14 protein-coding genes are annotated in these 14,930 nt (G+C 60.9%); 6 read left to right on the forward strand and 8 right to left on the reverse strand.

Translation table 11 applies throughout. The annotated features are described in order from the left end of the window. Positions 1-2: 2 nt before the first annotated feature. The 3 genes from rsmB to def form a co-directional block, all read right to left on the reverse strand. The gene (gene rsmB, locus BK667_RS11295) at positions 3-1,313 is read right to left on the reverse strand and encodes a 16S rRNA (cytosine(967)-C(5))-methyltransferase RsmB (protein ID WP_123597627.1); all 1,311 of its coding nucleotides are present in this window, start codon (positions 1,311-1,313) and stop codon (positions 3-5) included. Further along, positions 1,310-2,269, reverse strand: coding sequence for a methionyl-tRNA formyltransferase (fmt, locus tag BK667_RS11300; RefSeq protein WP_123597628.1), 960 nt, complete (start codon positions 2,267-2,269; stop codon positions 1,310-1,312). Before fmt ends, rsmB begins: the two co-directional genes overlap by 4 nt. A gap of 70 nt (positions 2,270-2,339) precedes the next feature. Beyond that, the gene (def, locus tag BK667_RS11305; protein WP_046056612.1) at positions 2,340-2,846 is read right to left on the reverse strand and encodes a peptide deformylase; all 507 of its coding nucleotides are present in this window, start codon (positions 2,844-2,846) and stop codon (positions 2,340-2,342) included. A 167-nt stretch (positions 2,847-3,013) separates the two neighbouring features. On the opposite strand from def, the gene BK667_RS11310 reads away from it, so the two are divergent. From BK667_RS11310 to tsaC, 3 genes are all read left to right on the forward strand, one after another. Beyond that, the gene (locus BK667_RS11310; protein ID WP_123515449.1) at positions 3,014-4,039 is read left to right on the forward strand and encodes a LysM peptidoglycan-binding domain-containing protein; all 1,026 of its coding nucleotides are present in this window, start codon (positions 3,014-3,016) and stop codon (positions 4,037-4,039) included. Between the two features lie 79 nt (positions 4,040-4,118). Next, positions 4,119-5,219 (forward strand): DNA-processing protein DprA, encoded by a 1,101-nt coding sequence (gene dprA, locus BK667_RS11315; RefSeq protein ID WP_123597629.1) that lies wholly within the window; start codon positions 4,119-4,121, stop codon positions 5,217-5,219. Positions 5,220-5,273: 54 nt separating this feature from the next. Beyond that, positions 5,274-5,831 carry an L-threonylcarbamoyladenylate synthase type 1 TsaC gene (gene tsaC, locus BK667_RS11320; RefSeq protein WP_123515445.1) on the forward strand — a complete coding sequence of 186 codons (558 nt, stop codon included), beginning with the start codon at positions 5,274-5,276 and terminating at the stop codon, positions 5,829-5,831. A gap of 88 nt (positions 5,832-5,919) precedes the next feature. Here tsaC and BK667_RS11325 read toward each other — a convergent pair whose 3' ends face one another. Continuing rightward, a complete protein-coding gene (locus BK667_RS11325) occupies positions 5,920-6,897 on the reverse strand; it encodes an NADPH:quinone reductase (protein ID WP_123515441.1) in 978 nt (325 codons plus the stop codon). A gap of 164 nt (positions 6,898-7,061) precedes the next feature. Between BK667_RS11325 and hemF the strand changes: the two genes are divergently transcribed. Together hemF and aroE are read left to right on the forward strand one after the other, a co-directional pair. Further along, the gene (hemF, locus tag BK667_RS11330; RefSeq protein WP_123515439.1) at positions 7,062-7,976 is read left to right on the forward strand and encodes an oxygen-dependent coproporphyrinogen oxidase; all 915 of its coding nucleotides are present in this window, start codon (positions 7,062-7,064) and stop codon (positions 7,974-7,976) included. A gap of 11 nt (positions 7,977-7,987) precedes the next feature. Next, positions 7,988-8,809: a shikimate dehydrogenase gene (aroE, locus tag BK667_RS11335; RefSeq protein WP_123515437.1), complete on the forward strand. Its 822-nt coding sequence runs from the start codon at positions 7,988-7,990 to the stop codon at positions 8,807-8,809. Between the two features lie 108 nt (positions 8,810-8,917). On the opposite strand, the gene BK667_RS11340 is transcribed toward aroE, so the two are convergent. The 3 genes from BK667_RS11340 to betC form a co-directional block, all read right to left on the reverse strand. Then, entirely contained in the window at positions 8,918-10,486 is a 1,569-nt protein-coding gene (locus tag BK667_RS11340; protein WP_123597685.1) for a SulP family inorganic anion transporter, read from the reverse strand. A gap of 169 nt (positions 10,487-10,655) precedes the next feature. Further along, complete coding sequence (gene choX / locus BK667_RS11345) at positions 10,656-11,573, reverse strand: choline ABC transporter substrate-binding protein (RefSeq protein WP_123597630.1); 918 nt, start codon at positions 11,571-11,573, stop codon at positions 10,656-10,658. Between the two features lie 16 nt (positions 11,574-11,589). Then, a complete protein-coding gene (gene betC / locus BK667_RS11350; protein WP_123597631.1) occupies positions 11,590-13,104 on the reverse strand; it encodes a choline-sulfatase in 1,515 nt (504 codons plus the stop codon). Between the two features lie 114 nt (positions 13,105-13,218). Between betC and BK667_RS11355 the strand changes: the two genes are divergently transcribed. After that, positions 13,219-14,169: a choline sulfate utilization transcriptional regulator gene (locus BK667_RS11355; RefSeq protein WP_123597632.1), complete on the forward strand. Its 951-nt coding sequence runs from the start codon at positions 13,219-13,221 to the stop codon at positions 14,167-14,169. 46 nt (positions 14,170-14,215) lie between these two features. Here BK667_RS11355 and BK667_RS11360 read toward each other — a convergent pair whose 3' ends face one another. Further along, positions 14,216-14,881, reverse strand: a complete 666-nt coding sequence (locus BK667_RS11360; RefSeq protein WP_123597633.1) for an NAD(P)-dependent oxidoreductase — start codon at positions 14,879-14,881, stop codon at positions 14,216-14,218. Positions 14,882-14,930: the final 49 nt, after the last annotated feature.

A 14,930-nucleotide genomic window follows, 5' to 3' on the forward strand; every position in this document is an offset into this window, starting at 1 on the left:
GGTTAACCGCGCGCGGCGGCAATCTTGATCAGCTTGGCGTAGTAGAACCCGTCGTGACCGCCCTGCTGGGCCAGCAATTGGCGACCATGGGGCTGTTTGATCCCTGCCGTGGTGGCGAGGTCCAGCTCACGGGCACCCGGCGTGCGGGCGAGGAAGGCTTCGATGACTTCGGTGTTCTCGGTCGGCAATGTGGAGCAGGTGGCATAAAGCAGAATCCCGCCAACCTCCAACGTTATCCACGTGGCGTCGAGCAGTTCGCCCTGAAGCACCGCGAGCGCGGCGATGTCGTCAGGTTGGCGGGTCAGCTTGATGTCCGGGTGACGACGGATTACGCCAGTGGCCGAGCACGGCGCGTCCAGCAGAATGCGCTGGAATGGTTTGCCGTCCCACCACGCGGCGGTGTCGCGACCGTCGGCGGCGATTAGTTCGGCGCTCAGGCCCAGGCGCGCGAGGTTTTCCCGCACCCGCACCAGACGCTTGGCTTCCAGGTCCACCGCCACCACGCCGGCCAGTGCCGGCTCGGCTTCAAGGATGTGACAGGTCTTGCCACCGGGGGCGCAGCAGGCGTCGAGCACTCGTTGGCCCGGCGCCAGGTCGAGCAAGTCGGCGGCCAATTGGGCGGCTTCGTCCTGCACGCTGATCCAGCCTTCGGCGAAGCCCGGCAGGCTGCGCACGTCGGCGGCAGCGTCGAGGATGATGCCGTCGCGGCTGTACACGCAGGGGTTGGCGGCGATGCCTGCTTCACTCAGCAAGCCGAGATAAGCATCACGCGTCTGATGACGACGGTTGACCCGCAAAATCATTGGCGGATGCGCGTTGTTCGCTTCGCAAATGGCTTCCCACTGCTCAGGCCAGAACGCTTTCAAGGATTTTTGCAGCCAACGTGGGTGAGCGGTTCGCACCACTGGGTCGTGTTCCAACTCCGCCAGCAGCGCTTCGCTTTCCCGTTGGGCGCGGCGCAGCACGGCGTTGAGCAAAGCTTTGGCCCAAGGCTTCTTGAGCTTGTCGGCACAACCGACGGTTTCGCCGATGGCGGCGTGGGCCGGGACGCGGGTGTAGAGCAACTGATAGAGGCCGACCAGCAACAATGCCTCGACATCGGCATCGGCGGCTTTGAACGGCTTCTGCAACAACTTGGCCGCCAGCGCCGACAAACGCGGCTGCCAGCGCGCGGTGCCGAATGCCAGGTCCTGGGTGAAACCGCGATCACGGTCTTCGACCTTGTCCATTTGCGTCGGCAGGGAACTGTTGAGTGAGGCTTTTCCGTTCAGAACAGCGGCAAGTGCCTTGGCGGCGGCCAGACGCGGGTTCATTGAGCGTCCGCCACGTAACCGAGCACGGTACCGACGGCGAATTTCTCACGGCGGCTGTTGAACAAGTCGCTGAAGTTCAGCGCTTTGCCACCGGGCAATTGCAGACGAGTCAGGCACAGGGCTTGCTCACCGCAAGCGACGATCAAACCGTCCTTGCTGGCGCTGAGGATTTCCCCTGGGTTGCCCTGCCCTTCGGCGAGGCTCGCGGCCAGCACTTTCAGCGCTTCGCCGCTCAAGGTGCTGTGGGTGATCGGCCATGGGTTGAAGGCGCGAACCAGGCGTTCCAGCTCGACCGCTGGGCGGCTCCAGTCGATGCGTGCTTCGTCTTTGTTCAATTTGTGCGCGTAGGTGGCGAGGCTGTCGTCCTGCACTTCGCCTTCCAGCGTTTCCGCCGCGAGACCGGCAATCGCTTGAACCACGGCAGGCGGGCCCATTTCCGCCAAACGGTCGTGGAGGCTGCCGCCGGTGTCTTCGCCGGTGATCGGTGTGGTGACTTTCAGCAGCATCGGCCCGGTGTCCAGGCCCAGTTCCATGCGCATCACGGTCACGCCGCTTTCGCTGTCGCCCGCTTCGACGGCACGCTGGATCGGCGCCGCACCACGCCAGCGTGGCAGCAAGGACGCGTGGCTGTTGATGCAACCCAGGCGTGGAATATCCAGCACCGCTTGCGGCAGGATCAGGCCATAGGCGACCACCACCAGCAAGTCCGGTTTGAGTGCGGCCAGTTCGGCCTGGGCGTCTTCATTGCGCAGGGTCGGTGGCTGTAGCACCCGGATGTTGTTTTCCAGAGCCAATTGCTTGACCGGGCTCGGCATCAGTTTTTGCCCGCGGCCCGCCGGACGGTCCGGTTGGGTGTAGACCGCGACGATCTCATAAGGGCTGTCGAGCAGGGCCTTGAGGTGTTCGGCGGCGAATTCCGGGGTGCCGGCAAAGACGATGCGCAGTGGCTCAGTCATGGAAACTCTCTATTACAAAGCAGTCGCAAAAGAAAAAGGCTTGCCGCAGCAAGCCTTTGAAAGGAGGGCATCAAGCGTTCTGGCGATGGAGCTTTTCCAGTTTCTTCTTGATTCGGTCGCGTTTGAGATTGGACAGGTAATCGACGAACAACTTGCCGTTGAGGTGGTCGCATTCATGCTGGATGCACACAGCGAGCAGGCCTTCGGCGATCAGTTCGTAAGGCTGGCCGTCGCGGTCCAGGGCCTTGATCTTGACCTTCTGCGGGCGATCGACGTTTTCGTAGAAGCCTGGCACCGAGAGGCAGCCTTCCTGGTATTGCTCCATCTCGTCAGTCAGGGTTTCGAACTCGGGGTTGATGAACACCCGGGGTTCGCTGCGGTCTTCGGAGAGGTCCATCACGACGATACGTTTGTGCACGTTGACCTGGGTCGCGGCGAGGCCGATGCCTGGCGCTTCATACATTGTTTCAAACATGTCATCGACCAACTGACGCACTTCGTCGTCCACTACGGCCACAGGTTTGGCGATAGTGCGCAGGCGCGAGTCGGGAAATTCGAGGATGTCTAAAATGGCCATAAGCTTAATTGCTGCACATGTGAGGTAAAGTCGGGTCGATGGCCTGGCGGGTCCGAAGATGCAGGCTACCGTTGTAAAACGTAGCTCCTTTCTTTGTGAAGAGCCAGGAGCGAGCCACGGGGGCTCTGGCGTTTTACGCGAACGCACATAATAAAGGGATTCACCGCATGAGGAAATCACTACTCGCCTTGCTCCTTCTGGCCTCGGCCGGTTTGGCGCACGGGCAAGTGCAACTCAAGGAAGGTTTTCCGCAGCAATACACGGTGGTAAGAGGCGACACACTTTGGGACATTTCCGGGAAATTCCTGCGTGAGCCGTGGAAATGGCCCGAGCTGTGGCAGGTCAACCCACAGATCCAGAACCCCAATCTCATCTATCCCGGCGACTCGCTGACGCTGACCTACGTCGATGGCCAGCCACGCCTGACGCTCAATCGCGGCGAATCCCGGGGCACCATCAAGCTCTCGCCACGGATTCGCAGCAGCCCGGTGGCCGATGCGATCCCGAGCATCCCGCTGCAATCGATCAACAGTTTTTTGCTGAGTAACCGCATCGTCGACAAGGTCGAGGACTTCGACAAGGCGCCCTACATCGTCGCCGGCGATGCCGAACGCGTGCTCAGCGGCACCGGTGACCGCATCTTCGCCCGCGGGCATTTCGATCCGAACCAGCCGGTGTACGGCATCTTCCGCCAGGGCAAGGTCTACACCGATCCGCAGAGCAAGGAGTTCCTGGGGATCAACGCCGACGACATCGGCGGCGGCGAGATTGTCGCGACTGAAGGCGATGTTGCGACCCTGGCGCTGCAACGCACCACTCAGGAAGTTCGCCTCGGCGATCGCTTGTTCAGCGGCGAAGAACGGGCGATCAATTCAACCTTCATGCCCAGCGCGCCGAAAACCGATATCAACGGTTTGATCATCGATGTGCCACGCGGGGTTACACAGATTGGCGCGATGGACGTGGTCACGCTGAACAAGGGGCAACGTGACGGGCTGGCCGAAGGTAACGTGCTAGTGGTGATGAAGACCGGCGAAACCGTGCGCGACCGGGTCACCGGCCAACCGCTGAAAATTCCTGATGAGCGCGCCGGTTTGCTGATGGTTTTCCGCACTTACGACAAACTTAGTTACGGGTTGGTCCTCAACGCATCGCGCTCACTGGCCGTCATGGACAAGGTGCGAAATCCTTAGCCTGCTCCACAAGTTACCAACAGACTTATCCACAGCTTATTCCCGTTTGAACGGGGCTCATAACGATCAAGGATGATCCATGTCGCTCTCTGCTTTTAACCCGGTTTCCCCTGCGGAACTGGAGGCTCGTTTACGTTTGCATCGCTTGCCCGAACTGGGACCGGCGCGATTTAAAAAACTGCTCGAAGCTTTCGGCTCGGCGTCAAAAGCCATCAGCGCGCCGGCCAGTGCCTGGCGTGCGCTGGGATTGCCGGCGGCCAGTGCCGAGGCGCGACGCTCAAGTGAGATTCGTGATGGCGCCAGCCACGCATTGGCCTGGCTAGAGCGCCCCGGCCAGCATTTGCTGATGTGGGACCAGCCCGAGTACCCGGCATTGCTGGCGGAAATCAGCGATGCACCACCCCTGTTATTTGTTGCTGGGGATCCGGGCATTCTGGAAAAACCGCAGTTGGCGATGGTCGGCAGTCGTCGAGCGTCGAGGCCTGGCATGGACACCGCTGCTGCGTTTTCCCGCAGCCTGGCCGGTGCCGGATTCGTCATAACCAGTGGCCTGGCGTTGGGCATTGATGCTGCCGCGCATCAAGCGGCTTTGGATGTGGGCGGGCGAACGGTCGGTGTACTTGGCACGGGACTTGAAAAGTTTTATCCACAGCGCAACCGAAGACTGGCGGACGCCATGATTGCCTCGGGCAGCACGGTGCTTTCGGAGTTCCCGCTGGACGCCGGCCCGACCGCCAGCAACTTCCCCCGGCGCAACCGGATCATCAGTGGTTTGTCCCTTGGGGTGCTGGTGGTTGAGGCCAGTGTCGCCAGCGGTTCGTTGATTACCGCCAGGCTTGCGGCGGAGCAAGGTCGCGAGGTTTACGCGATTCCAGGATCTATTCATCACCCCGGCGCCAAGGGCTGCCATCAATTGATCCGCGACGGTGCGATGTTGGTGGAAACCATCGAGCATATCCTCGAAGCCCTGCGTGGCTGGCAACAGTTGCCGTTATCCAGCGAAACACCGCAGGCGACTCATCCATTGTTGGTGCTGCTGCACGCGGCACCACACACCAGTGAAGCGTTGGCGCACAGCAGTGGCTGGGCCTTGCCCAAAGTGCTGGCGGCGTTGACCGAACTGGAAATGGACGGCCGGGCGGTGTGCGAAAGCGGACGCTGGTTTGCGCGGGTGAGCTAGGTTTTATAAGGAAGATCGGTAAACTGCGCAGAGCTTATTCCGGAGAGTTTTTTCATGGTCAACAGTTGGCGTGTGCAGCAGGCCGCGCAAGCAGTTCGCGCAGGGGCGGTGATTGCCTATCCAACCGAAGCCGTCTGGGGCCTGGGTTGTGACCCGTGGGACGAAGAGGCGGTGGTTCGTTTATTGATGATCAAGGGCCGGGCCGTGGATAAGGGCCTGATCCTGGTGGCCGATAACATTCGCCAGTTCGACTTTCTTTTCGAAGACTTCCCGGAGCTGTGGATGGACCGTATGGCCAGCACCTGGCCGGGGCCGAACACCTGGCTGGTGCCGCACCAGAATCTGTTGCCGCAATGGATTACCGGCGTGCATGAAACCGTGGCCCTGCGGGTCAGCGATCATCCGCTGGTGCGGGATTTGTGCGCGCTGGTCGGGCCGCTGGTATCCACCTCCGCCAACCCGCAGGGCCGGCCGGCGGCGCGGACGCGGATTCGCGTCGAGCAGTACTTCCGTGGGCAAATCGATGGCGTGCTGGGCGGCAATCTCGGTGGGCGCAAGAACCCGAGTGTGATTCGGGATCTGGCGACCGGGCATGTGGTGCGCCAGGGCTGACACCGCGGCGCGGCCATTCGCGAGCAGGCTCGCTCCCACATTGGAATACGTTCCCCTGTGGGAGCGAGCCTGCTCGCGAAGACGTCTGTCAGGGCAACAAAACAATCGAACCGGTAGTCCGCCGCGCCGACATCTCGGTCTGCGCCTTCGCCGCTTCAGCCAATGGAAACGTCTGGCTGATGTCCACCGTCAATTTGCCGCTGATGATCATCTCAAACAGCTCATCCGCCATGCGCTGCAGGTTCTCGGCGTTGTTGGCGTAGGTGCCCAGGGTCGGCCGGGTCACGTACAGCGAACCCTTCGCCGCCAGAATCCCGAGGTTGACCCCATCCACTGCGCCCGACGCATTGCCGAAGCTCACCACCAGGCCCCGAGTCGACACGCTGTCCAGCGACGTCAGCCAGGTGTCCTTGCCCACGCCGTCGTACACCACCGGGACTTTTTTCCCGTCAGTCAATTCCAGCACTCGTTGTGCGACGTTTTCGTAGCTGTAATCGATGGTCGCCCAAGCGCCGTTGGCCTTGGCCAGTGCGGCTTTCTCCGGTGAACTGACGGTGCCGATCAGCTTCACGCCCAACGCCTTGGCCCACTGGCAAGCCAGGGAGCCCACTCCGCCCGCCGCAGCGTGGAACAGGATGGTTTCGCCACCCTTGAGTTCATAAGTCTGACGCAACAGGTACTGCACGGTGAGGCCCTTGAGCATCACACCAGCAGCCTGTTCGAAGCTGATGGCGTCCGGCAGCAGCACCAGATTGGCTTCCGGCAAGACGTGAACCTGGCTGTAAGCGCCCAACGGACCGCTGCCGTAGGCCACGCGATCGCCGACCTTGAAGCGGGTGACGCCGCTGCCCACCGCGTCCACCACGCCCGCGCCTTCAGAGCCCAGGCCCGACGGCAGCGCCGGCGGCGGATAGAGGCCGCTGCGGAAATAGGTGTCGATGAAGTTCAGGCCGATGGCCTTGTTGGTGACGCGAACTTGCTGCGGGCCGGGTTCGGCGGGTTGGTAATCGACATACTCGAGTACTTCGGGGCCGCCATGGGCGCGGAACTCAATACGCTTTGCCATCTGCCTTCTCCTAATGTCGTTTTACGAAGCTCCCTATCGGACTCCTAAGCTTGATCTTCGTCAACTGCGGCGGCCGTGGTTGCGATGTTATGCTACGCGCCCATTTGCGCCGGCCCCCGCTCCGATGGAGCGCCGCGTAGTTTTGCCCGATTCAAGGTGATGACATGACGACCCGCACCGAGGCCGTAAAAGCCTACCTGCTCGACCTGCAAGACCGCATTTGCGCCGCCCTGGAAACCGAGGACGGCGGCACGCGCTTCGTCGAAGACGCCTGGACCCGCCCTGCCGGCGGTGGCGGTCGCACCCGGGTTATTGAAAACGGCACAGTGATCGAAAAGGGCGGCGTCAACTTTTCCCACGTGTTTGGCAGCGGTCTCCCACCGTCCGCCAGCGCTCATCGGCCGGAACTGGCCGGGCGCGGCTTCGAAGCGCTGGGTGTGTCGTTGGTGATTCACCCGCACAACCCTTATGTGCCAACTTCCCACGCCAACGTGCGCTTTTTCATCGCCGAAAAAGAAGGTGAAGAACCGGTCTGGTGGTTTGGCGGCGGCTTTGACCTGACGCCTTACTACGGCAATGAAGAAGATTGCGTGCACTGGCACCGCGTCGCCGAAAAAGCCTGCGCACCGTTCGGCCCGGACGTTTATCCGCGCTACAAGGCCTGGTGCGACACCTATTTCCACATCAAGCATCGCCACGAACCTCGGGGCATCGGCGGTCTGTTTTTCGATGACCTGAACGAATGGGACTTCGACACCAGTTTCGCCTTCATGCGCGCCATTGGCGACGCGTTCATCGAGGCCTACCTGCCGATCGTGCAGCGCCGCAAGAATGATGCGTTCACCGCCAAACAGCGGGAATTCCAGGAATTCCGCCGTGGCCGATACGTCGAGTTCAACCTGGTCTATGACCGTGGCACGTTGTTCGGGCTGCAATCGGGCGGTCGCACCGAGTCGATCCTGATGTCCCTGCCGCCGCAAGTCCGCTGGGGCTATGACTGGAAGGTTGAACCGGGCAGCGAAGAAGCGCGCCTGACCGAGTATTTCCTGCAAGATCGCGATTGGTTGGCCAAGGGCTGAGGGGAATCCTGATGGATCGTTACGTCGTATTCGGTAACCCGATTGGCCACAGCAAGTCGCCGCTGATTCATCGCCTGTTTGCCGAGCAGACCGGTGAGCAATTGGACTACAGCACCTCGCTGGCGCCCCTCGACGACTTTTCCGACTTTGCCCGGGCATTTTTCGTTGAGGGTCGTGGGGCGAATGTCACCGTGCCGTTCAAGGAAGACGCGTTTCGTCTGGCCGACAGCCTGACGGCGCGTGCGCAACGGGCCGGCGCGGTGAACACGTTGAGCAAGCAGGCTGACGGCACGTTGTTGGGCGACAACACCGACGGCGCCGGGCTGGTACGCGACCTGACGGTGAACGCCGGTTTCAGCCTCAAGGGCAAACGCATCCTGCTGCTGGGTGCCGGCGGCGCGGTGCGCGGCGCGTTGGAGCCGTTGCTGGCCGAGCAACCGGCGTCGCTGATCATCGCCAACCGCACCGTGGAAAAAGCCGAACGGCTGGCGCAATTATTCGCCGACCTGGGGCCGGTGTCCGCCAGTGGTTTCGACTGGCTGCAAGAGCCGGTGGACCTGATCATCAACGCGACGTCCGCCAGTCTGTCAGGCGATGTACCGCCGATTGCCGGAAGTTTGATCGAGCCGGGCAGGACGCTGTGCTACGACATGATGTACGGCAAGGAGCCGACTTCGTTTTGCCGCTGGGCCAGTGAGCACGGCGCGGCGGTGGTGATGGATGGGTTGGGGATGCTGGCCGAGCAGGCAGCGGAAGCCTTCTACCTGTGGCGCGGCGTGCGGCCGGACACGGCGCCGGTGTTGGCCGAACTTCGACGGCAATTGGCCGCATAACCCTGTACCGCATAAACCTGTAGGAGCGAGGCTTGCCCGCGAAGCTTTTGGCGTACCTGAGGACGCCTTCGCGGGCAAGCCTCGCTCCTACAGGGTTGCGGTGGTAGTTCAATCTTCGAATCGGATCGGGCACTTCTCGGCCCCTTCGAGCTTCCTCAACTCATCCACCACCGGCGGCCGTGCCCCGCGCAAGGTCAGGCTGCGGTCCTGTTTGAGCAACCGCCGCGCCTCCTGATGCAGCATTTCCACGCCCGAATAGTCGATGAAATTAATGTGCTGCGCCTCGATCACTACCCGCGCGCCTTGCATCCGTTGCAGGCGCACTTGCAGGTAATGGCTGGCGCCAAAGAAGATCGAGCCGCCGACCCGCAGGATGTCTTCATCGCCATCGCGCCAGTGCTGCACCCGCGGTTGCGAGGTGCGTTTGAGGTAGAAGAACAGCGACGCCAACACCCCGGCATAGATCGCCGTCTGCAATTCCAGCAGCAACGTGGCGACACAGGTCAGGGCCATGACCAGGAATTCGGCGCGGCTGACCCGCAGCAACGCACGAATGCCACGATGGTCCACCAACCCCCAGGCGATCAATAGAATGCTGCCGGCCATGGCTGGGATCGGAATGTGCGCGATCAACCCGGCGCCGAAGATCGCGAACAGCGCCACCCACAACGCCGAGAACACCCCGGCCAGCGGCGAACAGGCGCCCGCTTCGTAGCTCAGGCCCGAGCGAGTGAAGGAGCCGGCCGACAGCGACCCGGAAAAAAATGCCCCGACCATGTTCGATAAGCCTTGGGCGCGCACTTCCTGATTGGCGTCGAGCAACTGCTGCGAGCGGGCCGATAAGGAGCGGGCAATCGACAGACTCGTCACCAATCCGAGCATGCCGACCGCTACGGCACTCGGCAGCAGGCGCAGGATCAATTCCAGGTCCAGCGGCAACGCGCTGAAGGGCGGCAACCGTCCGAAAAACGCACTGACCAATTTCACATGGCCAAACATCGCGGGCCAAAACCACACCAGCAAACCGCTCAAAACCAAGGTGATCAACAGCGTCGGCCAGCGCGGCAGCAGCAGTTTCAGAACAATACCGACCACTACTGTGGCCAGGCCCAGCACCAGCGACGGTTTATCCACAGCCCCGAGGTGAGTGATCAAGGTCATCAGGCTGTTGAGTGCCGTGGCCTGGTTGGGCAGGTCCAGCCCCAGCAGGTTGGGCATCTGGCCGATGGCGATCACCACTGCCGCACCAAGGGTGAAACCCAGCACCACCGAGTGCGAAACGAAATTCACCAGCGCGCCGAAACGCAGCATCCCCAACAACCACTGGAAAATGCCGGCAAGGAGCGTAAGAAGCAGGATCAGCGTGATGTAGTCCTGAGTCGCCGGCACGGCCAGAGGACTGACGCTGGCGTACAAAACGATGGAAATGGCCGCCGTAGGACCGCAGATCAAATGCCAAGACGAACCCCACAGGCAGGCAATCAACACCGGGATGATGGCGGCGTACAGGCCGTATTCCGGTGGGAGACCGGCGATCAGCGCGTAGGCAATGGATTGCGGCAGCGCGAGAATCGCGCCACTGAGGCCGACGATCAAATCCCGGCCGACACTGGCGCGGGTCTGGCGCGGCAGCCAGGTCAGAAAAGGGAAGAGTGAATGGCGGCTGGGGAAGGCCATGGGTCCTCTCGGGTGGGAGTTTGCGCAAAGGGTAACAGGACGAGACTGATCGTTCCCACGCTCTGCGTGGGAATGCATCCCGTGACGCTCGGCGTCACCTCCCGAAGCGGACGCGGAGCGTCCATGGCGGCATTCCCACGCGGAGCGTGGGAACGATCAGCGTTGAGGGTTAAAGCTTGGCTTTCACCGCGCCCAACGCATCTTTACCATCCACGGTCTTCACGCCATCCAGCCATTTATCCAGCACCGCCGGATTGGCCTTGATCCACGCCTTCACCGCCTCGGCATTGCTGACCTTCTTGTTCACCACCTCGGCCATGATGCTGTTCTCCATTTCCTGGGTGAAACTCAGGTTGGTGAGCAACTTGCCGACGTTCGGACAGGCCTGTGCATAACCTTTGCGGGTCAGTGTATAAACCGCGCCAGTGTCGCCGAAATACTTCTCGCCGCCCTTCAGGTAATGCATTTTCAGCTGCACGTTCATCGGGTGCGGGGTCCAGCCGAGGAAGGTCACGAACTTCTGTTTCTTCACTGCGCGAGACACTTCGGCCAGCATCGCCTGCTCGCTGGACTCAATCAGCTTCCACTGGCCCAGCTCGAAGTCGTTTTTCTTGATGATGTCCTGCAGCGAGATGTTCGCCGGGGCGCCGGAGCCGATGCCGTAGATTTTCTTGTCGAACTTGTCGGCGTATTTGTTCAGGTCGGCAAAGTTATGCACACCCGCGTCCCACACATAATCCGGGACGGCCAAGGTGAATTCAGTGCCGTCGAGGTTCTTCGCCAGTTGGGTCACGTCCCCCGTGGCCACGAACTTGTCGTAGAAGCCCTGCTGCGCCGGCATCCAGTTACCCAGGAACACATCCACCTGACCATCCTTCAAACCGCCAAAGGTAATCGGCACCGCGAGGGTGTCGACCTTGGCCTTGTAGCCCATGCCGTCCAGCAGAAACCCGGTGATGGCGTTGGTCGCGGCGATGTCGCTCCAACCCGGATCGGCCATTTTCACCGTCTCGCATTGATCGGCGTAAACCGATGCACTGCTCAGGGCCAAGAGCCCGACCGTCAGTACTGTGGATAACCTTTGCATGGACTTCCCCTTCACATTATTGGTTTTGGCAGGGTTGTGGATAACGTGCTTTGCGCTCCAGATCATCAAGGTCGATGTGGTTGCGCATGTACTGCTGACTGGCGTCCACCAGCGGCTGGTGATCCCAGCTCTTCAGCTTGCCGATCGTCAGGGCGTCGGCAACAAAGCGCCGGCGCCGTTGGCTGTCGAGGACCTGTTGATGGATCACCGGAATATTCCATTTGGCCCGGGCTTCGGCGAGAAAATCGTCGAACAGCTGGCGATATTGAGGCGATTGGCTAAGTTCTTCCTGCTCGCGCGGGTCGTTGTGTACGTCGAAGAGTAGACAAGGGTCGTCTTCGCTGTAGATGAATTTGTAGGCGCCACGGCGGATCATCATCAATGGGCTTATGGTGCCTTCGGCCATGTATTCGCCGAACACTTCGTCGTGACCGCCCTGCCCTTGCAGGTGTGAAACCAGTGAACGGCCGTCCATCGGCAGATTGGCTTCCAGCGTTCCGCCCGCCAGTTCGACGAAGGTCGGCAACAGATCCGCCGTGGAAACCGCCGCACTCACCCGCCCCGCCCCGAATTGCCCCGGCGCACTTATCAACAGCGGGACCCGGGCAGCCATTTCGAACCAATGCATTTTGTACCAGAGGCCACGTTCGCCGAGCATGTCGCCATGGTCGCCGGAGAAGACAATGATGGTGTCATCGATCAGGCCTGTTTCTTCGAGGGTTTGCAGGAGTTTGCCGACGTTGCTGTCGATATAGCTGCACGCTCCGAAATACGCACGGCGCGCGTCGCGAATCTTATCCACAGGCAATGGTTTGTCCCACAGGTCATAAACCTTGAGCAAACGCTGGGAGTGCGGGTCGAGTTCAGTCTGGGCCGGCGTCGTAGGCAACGGGATGTCGGCGTCGTCGTACATATCCCAAAAAGGCTTGGGAATGGTGTACGGGTCGTGTGGGTGAGTCATCGAAACGGTCAGGCAGAACGGCTGATCGCCATCCTCGCGGATGTGATCGAACAGGTACTGCTGGGCCTTGAACACCACCTCTTCATCGAAATCCAGCTGATTGGTGCGCACGCACGGCCCGGCTTGCAGCACCGACGACATGTTGTGATACCAGGTCGGGCGCACGTCCGGTTCGTCCCAGTTCACTGACCAGCCGTAGTCGGCCGGGTAGATGTCACTGGTCAGGCGTTCTTCATAGCCGTGGAGCTGATCCGGGCCGCAAAAATGCATCTTGCCCGACAGCGCGGTGCGGTAACCGAGGCGACGCAGGTAGTGGGCATAAGTCGGTACGTCGGCGGGGAAATCGGCCGCGTTGTCGTAGGCGCCGATCTTGCTCGGCAACTGACCGCTGACCAGGGTAAACCGCGACGGCGCGCACAACGGGCTGTTGCAATACGCGGCGTCGAACACCACGCCTTCGGCGGCGAGGCGACTGAGATTCGGGAGTTTGATGGGCGAAGGGCCGTAGAACGGCAACATTGGCGCGGCCATCTGATCGGCCATGATGAAAAGAATATTCTTGCGCTTCATGTGATCGCGGCATTCCATAGTGAATATTTATGCGAGAGTGCTGCGACCGAGCATGTAGGCCATGCTCTTTGTGGTAAAGCCCATGCCAGGCAATGACTAGGATAAGCACAGCTTATGTATGACGCCCTCGGTGATTTGTCCCTCGATTTGCTGCGTGCCTTCGAATCGGCGGCGCGTCAGCACAGCTTTACTGCGGCTGCCGTGGAGCTGGGTACCACGCAGCCGGCCATCAGTCAGCAGATCAAACGATTGGAGGAACAACTGGGCACACGGTTGTTCGACCGCATCTATCGCGGTATCGAATTGACCGAGACCGGGATGATCCTTTTCGAGCAGGTTCAGCTCGGTTTGCAGAATATCGACGCCGGATTGAGCGCAATCAGCGCACAGCAGTCCCATGAGGTGCTGCAAGTCGCCACCGATTTCGCCTTCGCCGCCTATTGGTTGATGCCGCGCCTGCACCGCTTTCACGAAGCCAATCCTCAGGTCGATGTCAGCCTGGTCACCAGTGAGCGCAATCACAATATGCTGCGCACCGATATCGACGTGGCGGTGTTGTTCGGCGATGGACGTTTTAAACAGGGCGAAAGCCATTGGCTGTTCAGCGAAGAAGTGTTCCCGGTGTGCAGCCCGCTATTGTTGAAGGACCGCGCCCTGCCCCTACCAGTCCAGTCGTTGCTGGATTTGCCGCTGCTGCACCTGCGGGGTGAAAACAGCAGCAACTGGTTCGACTGGAGCGGCGTGTTCCGGGAATTGGGGATAACTTCGGCGCCGGCGCCGGGACAACTGCGTTTCGACAATTACACCTTGTTGATCCAGGCCGCGATTGGCGGCCAGGGCGTGGCCATCGGTTGGCGGCACCTTGTGGATAACTTGCTGGCTCAGGGTTTGTTATGCCGGCCGATTGCCGACACGGTGATTTCCCGGTTGGGTTATTACGTTGTGTTGCCTCAGCGCAAACGGCGTGGTGTGTTGATCAAACAATTTGTGGATTGGTTGATGGCTGAGCAGGCCAGCAGCGCGCAGTCGTTGACCGGTTTGCCGTTTCCGTCGATTGCGGTGTGAAAGGGCAAAAAATCGCACCTGTAGGTGCTGCCGAAGGCTGCGATCTTTAAGGTTCCGAAGCCGCCACAAAACTCACATGCTCCCCGAGATGCAGATTCAACCGCATCTCATCGGCAATACCCACGGCCACACGGTTCAACCGCTCAAGCGGCTCGGCCAGACCTGTCTCCAGGCTGCTGCTGACCTGGCTGAAATGCTCGATGGTCAACCCGGCGACCCCACGCGGGGCGTCCACCAACGTCCATTGCAGACCGCTGCTTTGCAGGGCGTCGAGGATTTCTTCGGCGGCATGGTGCTGAAGGTCGTCCTCCACTTCCGGCTCGTCTAATTCCTCGAAATGCCCCACCACAAACAACCGGTTTATACCGGCGGCTTGCATACCGTCGATCAACGCATCCACTGCCAGCACCTGCTCGACCGGGCCGGGTACGATGGTTTTTTCCACGTGTTCGCTGTTGATTGGCAGCCCTGGTGCGTCTAGTAAACAGATCACCGCCGAAGCGCCGGCCACGCTTTGCTTGACCCGTCCGGCGTCGAACAGATCGCCGTTCTTGGTGCGCAGGCCCGGTCGAGGCGCCAGTGCCGTCAGGTCATCGAGAATCGCGATCACTTCATGCTGGCGCCGCAGCATTTCAGCCATCAGCGCACTGCCCAGGCTACTCATGGCACCATAGAGCACCACTTTCACCACCGGGGTTTCGGCATTTTTCATGGCTGGGTTCCTTGTTTCCTACCTATATGGCGTGTGACCTGTAGGAAGC

The sequence above is a fragment of the Pseudomonas frederiksbergensis genome (assembly GCF_003732705.1).
In the GTDB taxonomy this organism is placed as follows: Bacteria; Pseudomonadota; Gammaproteobacteria; order Pseudomonadales; family Pseudomonadaceae; genus Aquipseudomonas; species Aquipseudomonas frederiksbergensis_F.